Genomic DNA, 20792 nt, shown 5'->3' on the forward strand with positions numbered 1-20792 from the left:
ATTACACGTTCCCAGCCTGCGGCCGGGAACGTTTTTTGTTTGTACAAACGGTTACATATCCAATCCTTTCGTTAGCATATCTTCGTCATAGTTAATTGATATTCACTTGCTGGCCGGATATGATAAAATCAAAATGGGCAGTTGCCGCCAGCACCTTCATAATTTTATTCAATGGCATATCGGCCTGCAGTGCAACAGATATTTTTTTATTAGCGATTGCAGGCTTGCTGTACAGCACCTTTACATTGTACGAGCGTTCAAGCACCGAGGTGATGTCCCGGAGGGTACGGTTATGAAAAGAAAGTAGGGCATCCTTCCAGCCGCTTACTTCAGTAGCTAATACTGCAGATGTAGCTGCACGTTCATTGGTGTAGGTAACCATATTGCCGGGCATCAGCACGGCCAGCGATCTGATTTTACCACCCCTGACATCGTCTACCCTAACCTTACCCGTGGCCACAGCAACGGACACTGGCTCATTTTTAAAGGCATCTATTTTGAATGATGTACCCAGCACACGGGTTTGAACAGTGCCTGTATGAATGATAAATGGCTTACGGGGATTTTTAGTTACCTGGAAAAAAGCTTCCCCTTCTAATGAAATTTCGCGGGTGTCGCTCGCAAACGTATCAGGATAGTATAAACGGCTTCCTGCCCCAAGATAAACCTCCGAACTATCGGGCAGAACAATTTTTGATCTGCGACCTAAAGGATTTATTTGTTCATGATAGACGATTTGCTCCTTTACAGAAGCCTTGCGCAAACGTGTTATGCCATATACGGCAGCGCCAAGTACAAACACCGTCCAGATGGCAACATGACGGAGATAACGCCTTTTGAACATAGGCACAATCTGAGGAGTTGAAACCGGCGCAGCTTCTTCATTCAACGATTGCTGATCCAGCTTTTGATAGAAAAGTTTCAGTTTATCATCCAGATGCGGTTGATCCATATCCTTATCGGGAATAAGATCTGTTCCCTGTTCTTCCAGCACCTCGTCAAAAAGCTGCTGTACATCCGGCTTTGCAATAACATCCCGGATCTCTTCCAGTTCCTGAGCGGTATATTGGCCGGAAATATATTTCCTGATCAATGATTTTATTTTTTCTTCTGAATGCATTTAAATTGGCTCTCAAATAGGAAAACACTATTTTACGAGCATACCACCTATGCTTTTGAAAAAAAAATCAAAAAAAAGATGCGAGGCCAATCAACATCACGGCGACATCGGCATGTTCACTTAACTCCCTGCGTAATATGCGTAGGGTAACCACCATGTAATTTTCGATCGTATTAACAGAAAGACCGGTTTCCTCTGCTATTTGCACATAAGTCATGTTTCTTTCCCTGCTCATCCTGAAAATTTTCTGGCGTTGAGGACTGAGTTCGTTTAGTTTTTGCTGGTAGATCTTTTCTAACTCAACATACTTCAACTTGTCATCAGTCGCGCCGCCTACGGGTGTATCCTGAAGCGTTAACAGATCGATGGGAATAGTACTCAGAATTTTTTTACGGTAGTAATTATAGATAGCATTTTTGATGGAACGGAAAAGGTATGGGCGAAGATCGGTCTCTATGATCAGGCCGCTTTTCTTTTGCCAAAGCCTGAGCATTACATCCAATGTAAGTTCTTCGGCTATTTCCCTGTCGGGCACATTTTTGAGGGCGTAATTAAAAATGGGGTCATGATAGCGTTTGAATAAAATATCGTAAGCACCCGTATTGCCGCCCTGATATTTATCCCATAATAAACGATCCGATAAATCCTCAATTACCTTAGTCATGCTTAACCAAACAAACCGGGGCAAAAATAACCAGGGCTGGCAACCATAATATTAATATAACATTAAGTTATCATCGTATTTGTGTACAACAAACTGAATAAATACCCGGGTGCCAATTATTTGCTTAAGCTGGTTTCGTAAAGCACTCTTCCCCTATCATTAATGGCGTTTACCCGCAGCTCATGGGCATTGATGGAAAAATACATAAACCCATGCTCAGAGGCCTGGAAACGACTGTAGGGTACACCTGCAGTAACCTCCGTAAGTTCTGACCCGGCGCCCGATATAAACTGGTGCGTATATCCGTCAGCTTTTAAATGCTGTAAGGAGTGCTCGTGTCCGGACAGATAAACATCAACCTTATGTTTTTCAAAAATGCCGGATAGCGATTTTCTTATCGAAAGCGTATCATAATTTTTTATACGCGGACCAGCGGTATAACAAGGGTGATGCCCGATCACAATCTTCCACTTTACATTTGCCGAAGCCTTGGTGAGCGTATCATCGAGCCACTGTAATTGCTTTTTAGGCTGACGCTCTTCAAAATCATAAACTATTGGCTGGGTATCAATAAATACCAGCAGCACCTTACCGCTTTGCTTATCAATATCCACCTCTTTGCTATAATAAAGCGAAGGCATATTCCAGCGACGGCTTATTTTACTGTAGCGTACCTGGGCTTCCGGATCGGAGCCGTAATCATGATTGCCCAAAACCGGGTACCAGTCATATTGAAGGGAATGCGCCGTATAAACATTTTCGAAAGAGTAATGCCAAAGAGGATCATTTTCGCTTACCACGCCCTTAGGGTAAAAATTATCGCCCACCGAAACAATGAATTTATTGGCATGCGTGGCCGCCCATTTTCCCATCTGGTCGGCTACTTCTTTCTGACGGTATTCGCCGTTACGGCCCCAATCGCCAATGGCAACAAAATTTAAAGGATAATTTTCATCGGCAATAACCGCGCCCGACAGGTCATCACTCTCCAGGTGTGTTTCCCTGCTTCCGGCCAATGTTTCGAGCGGGGCAATGATTGACGCGCCTAAGGCTGTTAACGCTGTGCCTTTAACAAAATCTCTTCTTTTCATATCTCCTTATTATTTTTTGCTGATGAGTTGATTGGCTTTGCCTTTTCTTTTAACCAGGTCAAACGCATCGGCTATTTCACCTGTGGCCAGGTATGCTTTAAACTGCAAAGAGCCTCCGTCGATGTTGATGGTTTGATAAACCTGGGTATGGTTAATGATGATATCGGCCCAATCCATCGGCTCGGTTTCGTACATTTTTGATCCGCTTACTGATACCACATAAACAGTGCGGAAAGTAGCTTGCGGATCACCATTTGCAGGGTCTATTTTACTCATACCACGGGCATAAGCATGATCGTGCCCCTGTAATACGATATCTACACCGTACTGATCAAATACCGGTTTCAGGTGCTCCCGTGCCTTTTTATTATCGCGTCCTTTTTTGGTTGAATAAAGCGGATGGTGCATCACCACGCATGTCCATTGCTGGTGATTTTGTTTTAATACCTTATGCAGCCAGTCTACTTGTCGCTTTATGCAATCATCAGATGGTGCCTCCTCAATCATCTGGGTGTTGAGCGCGATGAACCTTACGCCCTGGATATCTGTGTAGTAGCAGCTTCCTTTTAATAATTCATCATCAGGGCCGTTGTTGGGCAGGCTAAATTGCTCGTTCCAATAAACAGATAGATGGGGCCTGCCGTCATCATGGGTGTACTCGTGGTTGCCGGGGATCATCAGGGCAGGCATTCCGGCGTGAATATAATTACCGGCAGCAAACCAGTCGCCCCATTCATCATCTTTATTAGCCCTGTTTACCAGGTCGCCTGCATGGATCATCAGTTGCGCGTCGGGCGCTGTGGCATATGCTTTTCTGATAACCCTGCTCCATAAAGGCTTGATACCTACCTGCGCATCGCCTAAATAAATGAAGCTTAGCTTGGCTTTATCAATATTGGCCTTAGCGGTACGGAACTGGAACCATTCGCTCCTGCTCTCGCCGTATCCAACCCGATAAGCATACAACGTATCGGGCTGAAGATCAGTCAGCGTCGTGCGGTGATTAATAAACCGGATCTCCTCAAAACTAAACGGTTTGGAAGCAGCATTTACGATTTTTGCCTTCGACACAAATTCCGGGTGTGCATCGGCAATGGTATATTCAACCGAATTTACTTCGGATGTTAGCGCAGTACGCCAGTTGATGGTAATACTAACGGCAGGATTTTCGGTTACAGTTAGTAAAATACGGTCGGGAATTTCAGTTGCTGTGTAATTTACAGTTTCTGCCTCCCCACTTAACAATTTCACCGGCGAACCTATAACCGGCAGCAGCGCGCCCATTTTTAAGGAGCGGCCAATAAAACTCCGTCTTGCTATTTTGTTCATAAAATTTGATAAAAGGACATAGAACAGCAAGGCAAATAACCCTGCTGTCCTTATTCTTGTTGATTATTGTGTAGGTAGTAGAAAAATTCTTATTTCAGGTACCACATTTTGGTGTTGATATCATCGGCACCAAAAACGGCTGTAGCAGCGCGGTAACTATCGTTATTTACGTTGGGCTCGCTTGTTGGCCAGCAATACCTAACCGGGAACTGTGGTTGGAATGCCATCGGTCCGGCAACAAATTCCGGGAAACCTGTACGACGGAAATCAAACCAGCCTTCAGAACCTCGGAACAGCATGGCCAGCCATTTTTGAATGATCAGCTGCTTTTGGGTACCATCATATCTCACCAATGGTGAATCATAATACGCCAGGCTTGCCGCCTGTGCTTTTACGCCATAATAATCCATTGATGCTTCAATACCGTCGTGATATAAAGACGCAGCAGTTTTAGAAGGAACCGTTACCTTGCCGGTTTGTGCAGCTTCGGCCAAAATGAAACATACTTCGGGATAAATCATTAAGCTAGCCTTTAAACCTGCAGCCTTATCCTGCCTGAAAAATGACGACAATACTGATTGGTGGGTTTCTCCGCCATTATAATCTGCCGGGTTAGCGAGTGCATGAGGTACGCCCACATATTGGTTGTGATCAACGGTTGAACCTGTAGTAGAGGCAACCGGCGCTACCCATACCGCCAAACGAGGATCGTTACGGGTCATCAGGGCATCAACGAGTTCTTTACTGACTTTGGTTTTGGCAAAATCAGCATCGATCATGTTTTTAGCGCCGCCTGGCCAGCTATCGTCCTTTTTAACACCCTGGTAAATCACCTCGGCATTATCGGTATTGGCCGTGAATATTGGATACTGATCACTGTTGTTAAGGATCTCCTGCATCTCTGTAAAAGCATTTGGGTAAACTTTTGAGCAGCGCAGCAATAGTCTCAAACGCAGGGAGTTAGCCAGTTTCCGCCATTGAAGCGCTTTGCCGCCATATAAAGCATCGGCGCTGGCATCAATGCCAGTGCCGGCTGTACGTAGCTGTTCGTTGGCATCTTTCAGTAGTTTCAGCAAATTCATATAAATATCCTGCTGCTTATCATAAGCAGGCTTTATATTACCGGTACTCACCGACTGGAGCGCCTGTGAGTAGGGCACGTCACCATAAAGGTCTGTAAGATATGAGATATTAAAAGCCATCAAAATATTACCGGCAGCTACGTAAACAGGCTGTGCGGTAGTAGTCGCTTCATCCTGCATGGTTTTGATGATCATGGCCCGCTGGTAGATATCGTTCCAATCTACCGCCGTCCATCTGAACGTTTCATAATCGTTGTTACGCACCAGGGTTATATACCTGCCCAACGCTGCCGGGCGGCGGTCGAACGCGTTTTCCTGGTACGCATAGGCGGTTTGGGTAATGGCCTCTGTAAAATGATATTCAGGCCGGGTTGATGCCGGGCTGTTATTATTGGTATTGATCTTTTGAAAATCTTTGGTGCACGATGTAAAAGACATTGCACCAATTGCTAAATATAAAAGGGAATAAGCTTTCATGTGTTGGTTGTTAAAAATTGGCACTCAGTTTAAAACCATAAGAGCGGGTACCTGGCAATGTCCAGTGCCCGACGCCCTGGTAACGCAGCCCCGAAAGGCTCATGGTTGTTTCAGGGTCGAAGCCCATTTTGGCGGCTGTCCAGGTGTAAAGGTTATAGCCTACTGCCGATATCGACAAATTGCTCATGAACGGGATATGACGCATGATCTTTTTATCAAACGTGTAGGTTAATGACACCTCCTTTAGTTTCACGTAGGTGGCGCTAAAAGTGTCGTTCTGGTAATATTTCCAATACTTGCTGTCGTAATAATCGCTTGCGGCAATAATGGTGGTGTTAGGGCTGTAAGATCCATCGGCGTTAGCCACGTAGCCCGGCATGATCATACCGTCGTTCCTTTTTACACCGTCACCATCAGTCCAGGCTAAACCGCCATGGGCAGCATCACGACCGGGTAACGTGGTTTCCAGGAAACCATCGTCAATAAGGCTTTTGGCTACGTATGAATAATAGCTGCCGCCTTTACGCCAGTCTACAAGCACATTCATGATAACCAGACCATAAGTAAAGCTGTTATTGATGCCTAAAATAAAATCGGGATTATAGTTACCTATCTTTTCAAAATCGGTTGATTGCTGCAATAGGCCGCTACTGTTTAAAAGCGGCTGACCGGCATAAGGCCCGCCTGGTACTTTTTTCCAGCTGTGGGAATAAAAATCGCCCATTTGTGTGCCTTCACTAATCAGGTATTCAACGTTGCTGCCATCGGTACTACCCAACAAATAATTGGTTATATCAGGAGTTAATGAAACAACCTTATTGCGGTTACGCGTTAAGTTCAGATCGGTGCGCCAGGTAAACCTGCCTTTAAAAGGCACGGCGTTTAAAGACAACTCGATACCTGAGTTTTGGATATTGCCTGCGTTGATCAGCTTGGTGCTTGCACCCGAAGCAATAGTAGTTGGTACCTGGATAATCTGGTTTTTATTGTTGGTTTTATACCAGGTAAAACTTGCGCCCAGCCTGTCGTTAAAAAAGCTGATATCGGCGCCGGTTTCGTACGAAGTCGCTATTTCAGGCTTTAGCCGGCTGTTTTTCTGATCGAATGAAAGCGTTGCCCTTTTTACGGAGCCCCAGTCGGTGTCAAAAGGAATTACGTTATAAAGCTGGTACGGATCGGTATCAGAACCTACTTGTGAAATATTACCGCGCAGTTTCAGGTAGGATAGTTTATCCCACTTAATACCCAGCAGATCAGAAGCGATAAGGCTTAACGAAGCTGATGGATAGAAATAAGAGTTGTTGGCTTCGGGTAAAGTACTGCTCCAGTCGTTACGGGCAGTCAGGTTTAAAAACGCCCATTGTTTATAGCTGATCTCACTTAAGCCATAAACGCTGTTAATGCGCTTTTGCGAAGCAGATTCGGCATAGATCATGGAACCGGCAGCAGCGTTAGATAAATTGTAGATGCCCGGCAGCGTAAGCGTACCGGTATAGTTGCGTACCGTACGCACCTTTTGATCCATCTGGTTACCACCTGCCGAAATGGAGTAATTCCAATCTTGTCCTATTTTTGATTTATAGGTCAACAGGAAATCACTGTTTTGCTCTTTAAAATAATCATTTTCGATAAGGTAGGCACCTGTAGGGTTACGCTTGGCACTGAAGGGACGTTTCTCGTTCAAGTCAGTCGAGTAATAATCAAGCCCCGTGCGCGCTGTAAGTGTAAGATTAGGCATCAGATCTATAGCCAGCTGGACGTGGCCGGTTAAACGATTACGGTTAAAACCGTTAGTTTCTTCGTAAGCTATTAAAAAAGGGTTATCATCGCTTGATAATGGATTGTATTGCTTTACCCCTTCTTCACCCGGTACCCAGTAGTTACGCAGATCATCGATATTGATGTTGGGCGTAAGTTTATACACTTCAGATGTTACGCTTTCGCTATAAGCAGAGGGACGGTTATCACTCTGGTTATTGGTATAAGCGATATTGGTGCTCAACCGTATGTATTTTTTGAGATTGTAGTTGCCCGCAAAATTGAGGCTATTACGTTTGATATCGGTATTGGGTACAATGCCTTTGTTTTGCATGTTGGCATAAGAGAGCCTGAAATCACCAGCCTCGCCCGATTTGGATACAGCAAGGTTATTGGTAACGGTATGACCGGTTTTAAAAAAGTCTTTTACCCTGTTCGGATAAGAAACCCAGTCGGCAGCTATCTGTTTACCGTCGCTGCCTACCGGGCTGTTCCATTGAACAAGTTTGGTTCCGGCATCAAGGCGCTGGCCCCAGGCGCTGGTACTGATGGTGTTATCAGAAACCGGCGAATCGCCCGAACCAAATTCATTTTGAAAGTGCGGGAACAGATAGGCTTTATCAAAAATGGTAGTTGAGTTAAAGCTGATCCCCAGTCCTTTTTTTTCGGCACCCGATTTTGTGGTGATCAGGATAACGCCATAGCCTGCCCTGCTGCCGTATAATGCCGCGGCGCTTGCACCTTTCAATACGGTAACGCTGGCAATATCGTCTGCACTTAAATCGCCTAAAGGGCTGCCGTAATCAATAGTTTGTTTTCCGTCGATACCGGCTGTAGGGTTTTGAAGTGCCGGTGCTACCGGGATGCCATCGATTACATATAAAGGCTGATTATCTTTGGTTAGTGACGATTGGCCACGGATGGTAACCATAACACTTGAACCAGGATCAGAACCAGTGGAACGTACGTTAACACCGGCAACACGGGCCGATAATGAATTTAAAACGTTAGGCTGCGGAACGGTGCTTATATCCTTTGCGCTTAACTGCGCGCTGGCGTAACCCAGTGAACGCTCGCGTTTTTTGATACCTAACGCAGTAACCACAACCTCGTTAAGTGAATTAGGCCGGGCTTTCATGATAACTGAAACAGAGGCCGACCGGTCATCTCCCACCAAAACATTTTTCAAAACTTCTTTCTGAAAAGAAATGAATGTAACCTCAAGTGTGTAAGCACCGGCGGGTACCGGGATGTTAAACAAACCATCTTTATCGGCAGTGGCAGATACACCCGCCTCTACCACACTTACAGTAGCGCCGGGCAGAGGTTCGCCAGATTCATCGGCTATCTTTCCCGAAATATGGCCTTTGCCGTTACTGTTCGTGCTTTTGCCGGCATTGGCCAGGCTGAGAATGATGTAGTTATCTATGGCTTTGTATTTAACCGGCAAATCTGCAGTAAGCCATTTTAGTGCATCGGCAACGGTTGTTTTCTTTTTCCTGATAGTGATTTTTTTTGATATCAGGGAATTCACATCCTGATCGAATGTAAACTCAATACCCTGTTGGTCTTTCACCTGTTTTATAAATTGCTGCAGGGTTACCTGGCTCCTGCTAAATGTAACGGAGCGCTCAGTATGTTGCGCTTCTGCGCGCGGCGCAATGGCGCACAGCGTAAAAACAAGCATCAAAAATTGATACCTAACTATTTTTTTCATTATTTTAGTGTTGATTATCGCAGGTGGTCGAAAACCCGCTTTTTTTTGTTAATTGAATCTCCAAATTCAGTTGATATTCTGCGCCCTGCTCCAACGGGGCGCATACTTTTTTGTAAAGTATCTTTTTAGGGTACCTCCTTGTTTAATGAGTTTAATCAATATGTATTTCGTTATTAGTCAATTTGTAGGTAAATCCGGCGGTTTGCGATAAGATCATCATCACCTGTTGTAATGTTTTCTGCTTAAAGGCGGCAGTTATCTGCTTGCCCGGATCATTGTTTTTGCCGAAGTAAATGTGAACACCGTAATAACGCTCCAATACAGGTGCGATATCGCGGATGCTTTCCTGATGAAAAATGAGGATACCTTTTTGCCAGCCCAATATATCATCGGGATTAATATGACTTGTTTGAATGTTGCCGTTGTAGCTTAACCTATCACCTGGCAAAAGCATATTTGCATAAGCTGAATTGGAAACATTAACCCCCACTTTTCCGGTAGCCACACTCACTGTAGTTTTCTTGTCATGAATGTATGCGCTTACATTAAATGAAGTTCCTAATACATGAACGTTTAACTTTTGGGTGTGCACTATAAAGGGGTGCTGAGCATCGTGAACTACATTAAAAAACGCTTCCCCCTCTAAATAAACCTCTCGTTTGCCCCCATTAAATATGTCTTTATAATGAATTGTGCTCAGGCTATTCAGGGTAACCTCAGTACCGTCAGCCAGGGTGATCTTTTTTTGCTGCCCATCGGATGAAGATACACTTAGCAGCGTCCGGTTATTTAACACAGGATTACGATTGCTGAAAAACAGGTAGCCCGCAGATAGCATAATCAATATCGCGGCGGCTGCACCAAGGCTCCAGCGTGGGAATATTAACCTCTTAACCGGTTTAATGCTACGGTTGATACGGTTCAAAACCTCGGCCTGCTTAAAATCTGATGCATCCGAAGGCCCGGTGTCTTCAGTTAAACTTTCTTCAAGCAATACAGCTTCCCACTCGGCATAGTATTTTCCGGAGGCGATGATCTGCCTTACCTGCTCCAGTTCATGCGCGCTGCAGTTGTTAGCGGCGTATTTACGCAATAATAAAATGATTTCCTGGTCCATATTCATGTCCTACTTAGATAAAGACACCCAGGTTAAGCGGCATAACTATCGCGAATGAAAAAATATTTTTATTTTTTTAAAAGGAGGATAAAAGCCGCCAGTGCCCCTATCGCACCAGTAGCCAACAGGTGCTCTTTAATAGATTTCAGCGCTTTTACTATCTGGTTGTTAACGGTACTATCGGCAATATTCAGTTCGCGGGCTATTTGTTTATGGCTCATGCCTTCGCTACGCCTCATCTCAAATATCAGTTTTCTTTGTGGCGGCAAATTGTCTATAGCCTGCCGGGTTTTGGCAAGGGTTTCGCGGTATTGAATAGTTTCTTCAGTATTCTGACTAAAATCTGCCGCGATATTCATCATTTCATCAATATAACGGCCTTCTACAGCTTCGCGCCTGATCAGGTTAAGTAAATGATTATGCGCCAGTTTGTACAAATAAGATTGAATGGAAACCTGGATTTCGATATCAGCTGCGTTGTTCCAGAGTTTTACAAAAATATCGTGTACGGTATCTTCGGCTATGTCATTTGATTTTACGAAGCGGACGGCGTAACGGTAAATTTTAGGGGAGTAAGTATTATAGATGATCGTGAAAGCACGTTGGTCCTGACCTTTCAATCTGTCCAGGATTTCCTGCTCGTTAAAAATCGAATTGCGATTACCGGTCATATACACCCACTGTTGGATACGGGCAAAATTATTAAACCGCATTTTGAGCCAGCGATAAGGAATCTTTAAGTTATTGTAAACAACTCTTGCTTTTTTCAACGAAGGAAAAACCCTGCCAGCCATCCAAAGTTGTAGAATGGACATTGCACGCTACGAAAGCTTAGCGATATTGAAGAGTTCGATCTGTCCAGAGTTCACAAAACTTATTTCGAAGCATATACGCTTCAAATAATCATTAGCTAAAGGGCGCAACCAGCGTAAGAATTAGTTGATGCTAAATTCGCCGGGGTTTGTCAAAAAAATAAAAAAGAATTTTCGGTTTACGTTGATGAGACAACCACATTTTGTACCATTGCCGTTTCCAGGCTCTGATAAGGCGCGTTGACAATACTTCGGCCTCCTATCATGGAGATTTGCTCAGGATCGCACAGGAAATCCGGCGAAAAAAGAAATAATCCAAACTAGCAATCTGTTTGCATGTGATCAATTTTACCATAAAATTGTATCGTTCAACGATTTTCCTGCGTAACATCTTATACTCATAACCTGAATTACTATGAAAAAATTCCTGATCATCTCTACCCTGTTATTTATCGTAAGTGTCGGCTGTAAGAAAGAAAATGTTGGTGGCGGCGGACTTTGTGCATGCTCCCCGGTACGTAGGCCCGAAGTTAATTTAGTCATAAAAAACACTAACGGAGACGATCTTTTAAATGATAAGACAACAGGATCATATACAAAAGACAGGATCGCTGTATACCGGAAAGATGGAAATAGCAATGTCATCCCAATGGACTTTGCGATACGACCAGGGTTTTCTTATGGCAATGAGAAGTTCAATTTCAATTCCTTATTCCTTGGTAATCTTACTTTTCTGCAAAAAACACCTGCCGATGTTATCTATCTGAAGCTGGGAGAAAAGGAAGTCCGGGAATTACGTTTACAACTCAATCAAGGAAAATATGAGGTAGAAAAAGTGATGATCGGCAATGAGGAAGCCGTAAAGGATTCCGGTACCGTCTCCAGGTATGCTGCTGTTTTTTATCTGATACAATAGAGCTGGCATTTAAGCTCAGCGCTTAAAAAACCGGGATTATAGTAAAACCTCGCTGAAATTAGCCGGTTTGTCGGTATCAAAGCTATTTTGGTTATCTCCGTTGTTACGGTCTGGTTTAAATCCTGGTTCATTTACCTGACCGGCCGCCCTGGTAACCCGAACGTTTGAAAAAATCGTCCACTGCGACCGGATCCGCGTAATCTAATTCGATGATTTCCTTTAGTGCCGCTTTTTTATCTTTTGCCTGGTCATAATACGCCAGGCATATCCGGTAACCGATAAAGTAGCCCAGGTCGGGCGCGGGCAGTGCCGGGTTTTGGCCGGTGCTCACCCAGTTATCATTGTTTTGCATATACATTTCCCGTTGGAAAGAGCGCCACACTTCCTTTTCATGCAGGGGACCGTAGGCCATATAAGGTGTTTTCATTGGGATGCCGGTTACCCGTTTGGCCACAAAATCGCAGGCCCCCTCCCGGATAGCCGAAGTCAGTACATTGATACGCTGAAAATCCGGACGCTTTTGCTGCGTATGGGTATACTCGTGAATCCCCATTCTTACCAACTGATCGCCCGTCATCTCAGGATCGTTTAGCACGACTTCCACCCCGATGAGCGACAGATTGCCGCGGACCGTGCCGCCCTGCTGCCGTAAACCAACGATAAAATACGACTGTGCGGGCTTCAGTTCGGGATATAGCTTTTGAAAGCGGGCGATCTGTCTTTCCAGTTTGCGTACGGCAGCATTGATCAGCGATTGCTTTCTTTGCAGGGTGTCCCAAAAGCCGGGATTGCTCTTAAGCAACGCCAGCCATTTACGGTCCAGGCCGTCTTTATTTCGCATGAACGCCTTCAGGCCTTCACTGGCGCTGCCGATATACAGGCGGTTAACCGCGGCAAGTTGTCGGGCCGTATCAGGAATGACTGATACGCTATCCCGCATGATCCAAAAATTCTTCCAGTCTGTTTGAGAGACATGCTGTGCCCGGCAAAGCACCGGGACCAACAAAATCAGGAACATCATTTTCTTCATCATTAAGCTGCTTTAGTTCAATTCTTCGGGGTATTTAGCAGGCAAGTAAAATGGGATAGAGTGAAATAGCTTACTCCGTTCGCAGACTTTTGGCCGGGTTGGCAATCGCTGCCCTTACGGATTGGAAACTGATGGTGATCAGAGCGATCAGTATAACCAACACACTACCGGATACAAACAGCCACCAGTTCAGCATAATTCGGTAAGGGTAATGTTGCAGCCACTGACTGGCCACGATCCAGGCAAACGGAACGGATATGGCGAGTGCGATAAGGATCAGCTTTAAGAAATCCGCCGACAGGATAGTCACCACACTGCCTGCTGAAGCTCCGAGCACTTTGCGTATGCCAATCTCCTTGACCCGTTTCTCAACGGCCAGTACGGATAAGCCGAACAAGCCGATACAGGAAATAAAGATAGTTAGTACGGCACTGAATAAAATAATCGATTTCCACCTGGCTTCAGCTGCATAACTTTGCTTATTCTGGTCCTGCTTAAAGTTGTAAACGAAAGGACTGAGCGGGAACAATTCTTTAAATACCCGGCCGATGAACCGGATACTCGCGGTCTCCGTACCTGGCTTGATTTTAATGTACATCATACCGAAGCTGTTCGCCGGATTCATGATGAAAAACTGCGGGCCTATTTTTTCAGTCAAAGGCTGATAATGGTAGTCCTTAACCACGCCTACAACGGTGTACGTCTCGTTACCAAAGGTATTGATTTGCTGCCCAACGGGGTGCTTCCAGCCGGCTTCTTTGACAAACGCCTCATTGACCAAAGCTGATCTTACCTGATCTGACGGATAGGCAGCGGAAAAATTTCTGCCGGCAATGACGGGTACACGAAGGAGCGGTAAATAATCAGCATCTATCGTTTCAACGGCGATGTTAACCTGCTGGTCACCATTTATTTTTACCGTATTGTTATTATAACCGCCATTTTTGGGAGCAACTTCCACAATATTGGGGTTCTCCATCAATTTCCTTTTGATCAAACCCGCTTCACTTCGGGTCAAAGGGAATTGGTCAACCGTAATCAAATTACGATCATCATAGCCCAGGCTTTGTGTGGTCAGATAATTGAACTGTAAAAAAATGGTGATCGCGCTGATGATTAAAAAAGAGGCCAGCGCGAACTGAAAGACGACCAAGACCTTTTGTAAATAACTTTTCCCGGCCGGGTTAAAACGACTGTACAACGTTTTGACCGGCTGGTAACCGGACAAAATGATAGCGGGATAAAACCCGGCAAGTAAACCGGTCAGCACAAAAAGCGCGATATAACAGCTTACCAGTTTTGCATTAAGCAAATAAGTAAGCGACAGCACTTTATTGGCTAACCCGCCAAATACCGGCAATATCGTTATAACGATCCCTATCGCGACGGTGAAAGCGATCAGACAGAGCAGAAAAGACTCACTTAGAAATTGCAGCCGTAATTGCTGCCCGGTGCCGCCTATCACTTTACGGATGCCGATCTCCTTTGCCCGTTTTACCGAACGCGCTATGGTCAGGTTAACAAAATTGATGCAGGCGATCAGCAGCACAAAAAAGGCAATAGCCGAAAGGATATAAGCAAATTCAGGGTTACTTTTATCGCGGAGTATTTCGTTTTCGTCCGGCACCATCTTGCCCAGATGGATAGCGGTAAGCGGCTCCAGTATATAGGATATACCGATATTTTTTACGTGGTATTTATTTTTTATTTCCCCAATGGCTTTACCGGCATCCGCTACAAACACCTGGTTCATTTTATCCTGAACAGCTTTAATATCCGCGCCGGGAGATAGCACGACAAAAGTGCTGAGAAAAGAGTTAAACCAATTAGCATTATTATTTTCGGCCGCAGCGGAAATATGCAGCGGTCGCAGCACCTGGAATTTGATAGATGAATTTTGCGGACAATTCTTAGCGACTCCCGTAATTATGCAGGGCCTGAACACACTGTCGTCCTTGATGGAGATGATCTGGCCGACGGCGTTTGAACGGCCAAAATACTTTTTCGCCGTTTCTTCGGTAATTACCGCGGAATTGGGCTGGGTTAATACGGAATGCGCGTCACCACTGAGTAAGGGAAAACCAAACACCGAAAAAAAGTTAGCATCGACAAAACATACACCCTGCGAATTGACATCGGTGCCGATTTTAATATCTGTCTGCGCCGGTTGAAAGCGGACAAAGCTTTGTATCTCCGGGATCTTTGCAGCAAAACGCGGGCCGGGGAAATAACCGGTATAACTGCCGTTGGAGACACTGTTATCATCTTTGGTCGTTTGCTTGTCGATCCGGTAGATCTGGCTGGCGTTTTGATGAAAGCGGTCGTAGCTTACTTCATCCTGAACATACAGCATGATCAGCATGGCGCAGGCCAGCCCAATACTTAAACCGGCGATATTGATGATGGAATACAACTTTTGCTGACGGAGGTTTCTGAATGCGATTTTAAAATAATTGCGGAACATACGATTGCGTTTTAATTTTTCGGGGATCCGGTTTGGCGGGCTCCCCGAACGCAATATTACCGGCCGCCTATGCGGCAAAGTGGCCAATTTATCAAATGGCCATTCTTTTTTCAGGTTGTTTTTGTATTCCACAGGGGTCTTTCCGGTCATTTCTTTAAAAACCCGGTTGAAGGTTCTTTGGGAATTGAACCCGGACTCAAAGGCGATGCCGAGCAGGGTCAGGTGGTCATAGTGGCTATCCTGCATTTTCCGGAAGACTTCCCGTACCCGGAATTCATTGATAAAATCATTAAAATTCTTTTTCATCCCCAGGTTGATGATACGGGACAAGTCGTGCGGATGCATCGCCAGTTTCACCGCCAGGGTAGCCAGGGTCAGGCCGGCATCTTCATAAAGCCGGCCGGCGGCTACCGCTTCTTTAAGTTTCCGGCTTTTACTTCGGGCATCCGGTATGTCCGGCGTTACCGGTTGCGGCTGGACCGATCCAAGGGTTTTCAGTATTGCACCGGCTGCCATCCCGAACAATACCAAGGCTACGGTAAAACCGAAGATGGGGTGAAATGACCAGAGCAGGCAGAGCACAGCCAGCAGGAAAAGCCACTGTTTCAGCCAACGGAAAGCATGCCGGGGCCGGTCCATCAGTACCGGCTGTATCCGGTCATAGAAAACGCCGATCAAACGATATGACAAATAGAAGTAGCCGATAGCCGAAATTAATACCAGCCATGCCGGCATCCACCCCCCCGGCAGCACGAGGCAGAAATGCAGCAGATCTATTAGTTTGAACCGTTGACCGGAGCAGGTTTGCTGCCGCACATAAAAATACAAAAGCGGCCCCAGGGCCGGCAAAAGGACCGGCGTAAGTCCGCCTGTCTTGAATACGACCGCAACTAACGCCGAGGCTAAGAATAAGTTACTGCTACGGTCAATGCTTTTGGCCGCCAGCAATAAAGCAAGCGTCAGCCCGGTAAACAAGGTTCCAAGGGATGCCAGATCATAAAAGGCCATATAAAAGGAATGTGAATTCAAGTGCTCAATTAGCTCAATCGCCATTCCAAATCAATAACAGGCTGATAAATAAAAAATTATATAAAATCTTATATCTCCACATGTAATAAAACCGCACAGGCAGCGTACGTTTTTAAATGAAGATAACGTTAGCCGTTCATGACCTCCGATAACCGGGAAAGTCTGTTAAAGAGCTCCGCATTCGCCAGCTCCATTGTTAAAACATGGACATTTTAGAAAGCGAATATTCTCTTACTGAAGTCCGGGCGATGTACGAAATTTATCATCAGCCCAATATTACAGCCCGGCAGATCAAAGAGATCTTAAAAGTGGATGAAGGTTATTTAAGCCGGCTGATCGCCAAATTAGTGAAGAAGGATATTATAAACAGGATAAAATCGGAAGAGAACAATCGGATTTTTTCTTTGTCGCTTACCGAAACTGGAGAGAAAACTTTTTTACAACTTGATCAGCGTTCTTCGGAGGCTGCCGCCGAAATCATTGGTCACCTCGATAAGGGTGAACAAATAGAATTGATTCAATTACTGGCTAAAGTAAAACAATTACTCATCAAAAAATAAACATGAAAATTGAAGATATTTCGATAAGGACAACTATTCGACCCGGCGATTTGGGTTATATCATGCACAGGCATGGTAAACTGTATGGCGAAGAATATAGTTATGGAGTTGCCTTTGAAACTTACGTGGGGTCGGGCTTGCACGAATTTTACAGTAACTATGATCCCGAAAAAGATAGGGTTTGGATAGGCGAGCACAATGGACAAATAGTGGGCTTCGTTTTATTAATGCACCGTGAAAATGATGCCGCGCAGCTCCGGTACTTCTACCTTGAGCCGGCATACAGGGGAATGGCCGGGGGAAAAAACTCCTGCAGCTTTACATTAATTTTTTAAAGGAGCGCGGCTATCGGTCTTCTTACTTATGGACAATGCATGAATTAGTTTCGGCCGCTTCCCTTTACAAGCGGCATGGTTTTAAACTGACCGAGGAGAAAACATCCACGGTCTTTGGAAAACTCTTAAAGGAACAACGTTATGATTTACTGCTATAGATGAATATGGACATTCTGGCGTGCTTGACTCATTTATTAGGTTGGAAGAAATCATTTCATCTTTGTATTAATGTGTTTAAAAGCTGCCTATTTTGCATAGGCAGTTTTTATTTATGAATTTTTATTTCTTTAAGGATGCTTTTTACTTTTCCGTTGTTTTAAGCTATTTTTGGCAGCTTGTGTCGCTTTCTCACTTTCAAACTTTACCGTTTTAACAAATTTTACGATGATTATCGCCACTACTCTTACCGATTGTCTAAACAGATAGCGGCAACTTTTCAAGGTTGACAAATCAGTTTATTGATTATCACGGCCGGAATACAATGATTTACGGCTCCGGAACCTCCATTCAACTAGACGAATATCGAATTTATCTTAAAAGTATCTTACGGATAGCTTTGGCTTGACTATCAGAAAAATACAGGCTCCCTTCGTCTTTCGAAAGTGCTAGATAACGGGCGTGCACATCTGCCTGTCGGCCTGTTCCGTCCCGGTTGTCGTGTACGGAACTCGGCCCCGCAATAGTTGTCAATTTGCCGTCGTCAATTCGCCTGATATAACCGGCATCAGCAATATAAAGCGTCCGGCAGTCTTTATTACTTACAATACAGGTTATGGTAGTAAACCCTTCGACACCCAGTTCCTCGAAAATCCGTTCTGATTTCCCTCCCGGTGTATACTTATATAAATAATGTCCGTCGGATAAGTATTTAACTTTATTATTTCCAATAGCGATTGCGCTAAATGATGAATGCGGGCTAGGGTCGGAAAATATCGAGTCGATATTAAAACTAATCTGGTCGGTTCCTATTAAGAAACCCGAGCTGGACTTTTTGAATTTCAGCGCACTGAAGCCTTCTGTAAACCAAAAAACGTCTTCATATGGATCCTTGGCTAAGGTCCGGTAGGTAGCATAGAAGTCTGTATGTACAAATGCCGGTTTACCGGGCTCAAAGATCCAAGCCTCCGGATAGTCGCTGTTAAGATTATTGCCGGTGATTACATTTATTGTTCCATCTTTCGCGACACCGACATAAGCTGGGGCCAGCATTTCCTCTCCATCGGGAGCTTTGGGTAATCTGATAGTTGTTACCTGGCCTCCCGGTAATAGTTTTCTGATCACACCATCATTGCCATCTGCAATATAGATGTTCCCATCATCTGAAAGTTGAATACCATTAGGGAAAAGAAACCGCACGTTCGTTCCCGTGCCGTCAACGAGTGTCGGTCCACTTTGATAAGGTGAACCTGCAATTGTCGAGACAACATACCGCGTAGCTGATGCGCTAGCCGCTTTCAGCGAGGCATTTGAATATGTTTCAACATCGGAGTTAAGGTCATTTTTTTTACAGCTGATGCCTTCAATAAGTAGAGTGATCAGCATTAATGATGCGAATTTAGCTTTCATTTTACTGGGTCTTTTTTAATCTTATCAGGTGTGAACTCTTTAGGTTTTATACGGGATGCAAAAAAAGTCTTGATATAATAAATTGGTTATGTTTTATTATCATATAAATTTACTATCCTATAAATAAATATTGTTATACAATATCAGTGTAAAAAATATGTGCAATTTAACATATGACCGGAAATTTTCCATGCTTTGACAGGTAGGCAGTTGACTATTTCCGGAATGGGACGGGCATCAGGTATCCCATAAAAAAATAATATAGAGTTACTTTGTTAACTTAAAATTCTTGTAATCAGATAACCAACTGCGGGTGTTCCGAACTCTGATCGATTTTGCTAAAGACAGGATCTTTGACAAAGACAAAACTGTCAGCGAGATTGCATATGAACTCGGATTTAAATATCCGCAGCATTTTGTCCGTCTGTTCAAACAACGGGTTGGGCATACCCCAAATGAGTATCGAAGTTTAAATTAACATACCTTGTTCTATCCTGCCGGAACCTCACTATCGATATTTTGCCGTTTCGTTAAGCGGCGGAATTCCCTGCATGCGAGGGAAGTCCGGTACTTCTCGTTATTATATACATATATAGCCCAACCAAATAATCAGCAAACATATAATTAACCCGCCGAGCGCCGCAAGGCTACCTGTTATCAGCAAATAGGGATTAATGTTTGATGAACAATGCTTGGGAAAATCCTTCAAAGAATGTTCTTGTTTTAATTTGTCTTTCGCTAACATATAATAATGCATCCTTTCCTATAGTCCGTTTTGTTAATATTTAACGATATTGACTGCAGCCCGGGACAAAATAATTTTTAAGCAGCAAGCCTTAGCCTGCTACTTGTATATAAATGATCAAGTCAGTAAAGCGTTCAGAAATACTTATTATTTAAAAGCAAATGAGATATCCACAATTTGATAACCGCTAAATACATCCCCGGGAGGAGCATCAGCATAGCTGGTAGGCGAAACAGAGAATAATTTGCTTTCTCCTTTATCAAAACTTATGTCACTACTGTAATTATTATCCGGATCATCGAGAAAAACATGATCCATGCTGGTATAAGGCAACTCTTTTGTCCCGGCTTTATATACTTTTAATACATAGCTCTTAGTAATGGTTTCCGTGCTTTCAAGCGGTTTTAGTTCGACGAATTCCCCGAACGCCCCGGTTATGTTTTTCACTTTTTTTACAGAGACATAGGTATCACCAAATGTATCCCAATCAAATGTATGCTCAAAAATTTCAATATCCACCGGTCCGCCGTAAAAATCCGTAGCGGTTGTGCTAAACCTTAATCGAAAACCCATGTTCTCCGGATTTTTAACGGGTGTGAGCACTAAATTGCTCGACAAGGTGGTGCCATCATAAAATACCTTTCTGACCTGGTTAAAAGGGCTTGTGGCAACTTCAATATTGCCAATTATTTTATTATCCGCTTTTTTTCGGATCTGGATCTTATCGCCAGCGTTAAAAAGGGTACCATTGAATGTAAATTTCGTATCAAAGCCCTGCCCTAATACTTTGTTATTCAATAGAAACTCCAAAGTATCTGTTGTTGTCACATAACCTTTGATCGTAAGGTTAATTGTTTTACGCTGATCTGGGTTGAGTAATTGTTCTTTTTTACACGCCAAAAAAAACAGCGTGAAGATCAGGAATAAGTATTTTAATTTTATCATGAATTTTCGTTGAGATATAATATTAAATCAAGATA

General features: G+C 44.1%; 15 protein-coding genes and 1 pseudogene. 4 read left to right on the plus strand and 12 right to left on the minus strand.

From position 1 onward, the window contains the following. Positions 1–91: 91 nt before the first annotated feature. The 8 genes from J2W55_RS19920 to J2W55_RS19955 form a co-directional block, all read right to left on the minus strand. Positions 92–1120 carry a FecR family protein gene (locus J2W55_RS19920; protein WP_310099902.1) on the minus strand — a complete coding sequence of 343 codons (1029 nt, stop codon included), beginning with the start codon at positions 1118–1120 and terminating at the stop codon, positions 92–94. A 67-nt stretch (positions 1121–1187) separates the two neighbouring features. Then, the gene (locus J2W55_RS19925) at positions 1188–1784 is read right to left on the minus strand and encodes an RNA polymerase sigma-70 factor (RefSeq protein ID WP_310099905.1); all 597 of its coding nucleotides are present in this window, start codon (positions 1782–1784) and stop codon (positions 1188–1190) included. A 116-nt stretch (positions 1785–1900) separates the two neighbouring features. Beyond that, positions 1901–2875, minus strand: a complete 975-nt coding sequence (locus J2W55_RS19930; RefSeq protein WP_310099908.1) for a purple acid phosphatase family protein — start codon at positions 2873–2875, stop codon at positions 1901–1903. 9 nt (positions 2876–2884) lie between these two features. Continuing rightward, positions 2885–4204: a purple acid phosphatase family protein gene (locus tag J2W55_RS19935; protein WP_310099910.1), complete on the minus strand. Its 1320-nt coding sequence runs from the start codon at positions 4202–4204 to the stop codon at positions 2885–2887. Positions 4205–4293: 89 nt separating this feature from the next. Beyond that, positions 4294–5763, minus strand: a complete 1470-nt coding sequence (locus J2W55_RS19940; RefSeq protein ID WP_310099912.1) for a SusD/RagB family nutrient-binding outer membrane lipoprotein — start codon at positions 5761–5763, stop codon at positions 4294–4296. Positions 5764–5773: 10 nt separating this feature from the next. Further along, a complete protein-coding gene (locus tag J2W55_RS19945) occupies positions 5774–9238 on the minus strand; it encodes a SusC/RagA family TonB-linked outer membrane protein (protein WP_310099915.1) in 3465 nt (1154 codons plus the stop codon). A gap of 151 nt (positions 9239–9389) precedes the next feature. Next, a complete protein-coding gene (locus tag J2W55_RS19950) occupies positions 9390–10361 on the minus strand; it encodes a FecR family protein (RefSeq protein ID WP_310099918.1) in 972 nt (323 codons plus the stop codon). Between the two features lie 62 nt (positions 10362–10423). Next, positions 10424–11170 carry an RNA polymerase sigma-70 factor gene (locus tag J2W55_RS19955; RefSeq protein WP_310099921.1) on the minus strand — a complete coding sequence of 249 codons (747 nt, stop codon included), beginning with the start codon at positions 11168–11170 and terminating at the stop codon, positions 10424–10426. A 412-nt stretch (positions 11171–11582) separates the two neighbouring features. On the opposite strand from J2W55_RS19955, the gene J2W55_RS19960 reads away from it, so the two are divergent. Then, on the plus strand, positions 11583–12083 hold the full coding sequence (locus tag J2W55_RS19960) for a hypothetical protein (RefSeq protein ID WP_310099924.1): 501 nt from the start codon (positions 11583–11585) through the stop codon (positions 12081–12083). A 127-nt stretch (positions 12084–12210) separates the two neighbouring features. Here the strand turns inward: J2W55_RS19960 and J2W55_RS19965 are convergent, their stop codons facing one another. Together J2W55_RS19965 and J2W55_RS19970 are read right to left on the minus strand one after the other, a co-directional pair. Further along, a complete protein-coding gene (locus J2W55_RS19965; RefSeq protein ID WP_310099926.1) occupies positions 12211–13116 on the minus strand; it encodes a DUF2268 domain-containing putative Zn-dependent protease in 906 nt (301 codons plus the stop codon). Positions 13117–13183: 67 nt separating this feature from the next. Next, positions 13184–16585, minus strand: a complete 3402-nt coding sequence (locus tag J2W55_RS19970) for an ABC transporter permease (RefSeq protein WP_310099928.1) — start codon at positions 16583–16585, stop codon at positions 13184–13186. A gap of 224 nt (positions 16586–16809) precedes the next feature. Between J2W55_RS19970 and J2W55_RS19975 the strand changes: the two genes are divergently transcribed. Together J2W55_RS19975 and J2W55_RS25825 are read left to right on the plus strand one after the other, a co-directional pair. Beyond that, positions 16810–17166, plus strand: coding sequence for a MarR family winged helix-turn-helix transcriptional regulator (locus J2W55_RS19975; RefSeq protein ID WP_310099931.1), 357 nt, complete (start codon positions 16810–16812; stop codon positions 17164–17166). Positions 17167–17228: 62 nt separating this feature from the next. After that, positions 17229–17659: pseudogene (locus tag J2W55_RS25825) on the plus strand (GNAT family N-acetyltransferase). A 370-nt stretch (positions 17660–18029) separates the two neighbouring features. Here J2W55_RS25825 and J2W55_RS19985 read toward each other — a convergent pair. Continuing rightward, the gene (locus J2W55_RS19985) at positions 18030–19067 is read right to left on the minus strand and encodes a hypothetical protein (RefSeq protein ID WP_310099936.1); all 1038 of its coding nucleotides are present in this window, start codon (positions 19065–19067) and stop codon (positions 18030–18032) included. Between the two features lie 313 nt (positions 19068–19380). On the opposite strand from J2W55_RS19985, the gene J2W55_RS19990 reads away from it, so the two are divergent. Next, complete coding sequence (locus J2W55_RS19990; RefSeq protein ID WP_310099939.1) at positions 19381–19545, plus strand: helix-turn-helix domain-containing protein; 165 nt, start codon at positions 19381–19383, stop codon at positions 19543–19545. Positions 19546–19959: 414 nt separating this feature from the next. On the opposite strand, the gene J2W55_RS19995 is transcribed toward J2W55_RS19990, so the two are convergent. Next, positions 19960–20757 carry a hypothetical protein gene (locus J2W55_RS19995; protein ID WP_310099942.1) on the minus strand — a complete coding sequence of 266 codons (798 nt, stop codon included), beginning with the start codon at positions 20755–20757 and terminating at the stop codon, positions 19960–19962. Between the last annotated feature and the right edge of the window lie 35 nt (positions 20758–20792).

This window comes from Mucilaginibacter pocheonensis (assembly GCF_031456535.1).
Taxonomy (GTDB): Bacteria; Bacteroidota; Bacteroidia; order Sphingobacteriales; family Sphingobacteriaceae; genus Mucilaginibacter; species Mucilaginibacter pocheonensis.

Excerpts from the sequence above, each read along its gene's own strand:
- J2W55_RS19930 (WP_310099908.1), bottom strand. The coding sequence starts at position 2,875 with ATGAAAAGAAGAGATTTTGTTAAAGGCACAGCGTTAACAGCCTTAGGC.
- J2W55_RS19950 (WP_310099918.1), bottom strand. The coding sequence starts at position 10,361 with ATGAATATGGACCAGGAAATCATTTTATTATTGCGTAAATACGCCGCT.
- J2W55_RS19935 (WP_310099910.1), bottom strand. The coding sequence starts at position 4,204 with ATGAACAAAATAGCAAGACGGAGTTTTATTGGCCGCTCCTTAAAAATG.
- J2W55_RS19970 (WP_310099928.1), bottom strand. The coding sequence starts at position 16,585 with ATGGCCTTTTATGATCTGGCATCCCTTGGAACCTTGTTTACCGGGCTG.
- J2W55_RS19985 (WP_310099936.1), bottom strand. The coding sequence starts at position 19,067 with ATGAAAGCTAAATTCGCATCATTAATGCTGATCACTCTACTTATTGAA.
- J2W55_RS19995 (WP_310099942.1), bottom strand. The coding sequence starts at position 20,757 with ATGATAAAATTAAAATACTTATTCCTGATCTTCACGCTGTTTTTTTTG.
- J2W55_RS19925 (WP_310099905.1), bottom strand. The coding sequence starts at position 1,784 with ATGACTAAGGTAATTGAGGATTTATCGGATCGTTTATTATGGGATAAA.
- J2W55_RS19965 (WP_310099926.1), bottom strand. The coding sequence starts at position 13,116 with ATGATGAAGAAAATGATGTTCCTGATTTTGTTGGTCCCGGTGCTTTGC.
- J2W55_RS19945 (WP_310099915.1), bottom strand. The coding sequence starts at position 9,238 with ATGAAAAAAATAGTTAGGTATCAATTTTTGATGCTTGTTTTTACGCTG.
- J2W55_RS19975 (WP_310099931.1), top strand. The coding sequence starts at position 16,810 with ATGGACATTTTAGAAAGCGAATATTCTCTTACTGAAGTCCGGGCGATG.
- J2W55_RS19920 (WP_310099902.1), bottom strand. The coding sequence starts at position 1,120 with ATGCATTCAGAAGAAAAAATAAAATCATTGATCAGGAAATATATTTCC.
- J2W55_RS19940 (WP_310099912.1), bottom strand. The coding sequence starts at position 5,763 with ATGAAAGCTTATTCCCTTTTATATTTAGCAATTGGTGCAATGTCTTTT.
- J2W55_RS19955 (WP_310099921.1), bottom strand. The coding sequence starts at position 11,170 with ATGTCCATTCTACAACTTTGGATGGCTGGCAGGGTTTTTCCTTCGTTG.
- J2W55_RS19960 (WP_310099924.1), top strand. The coding sequence starts at position 11,583 with ATGAAAAAATTCCTGATCATCTCTACCCTGTTATTTATCGTAAGTGTC.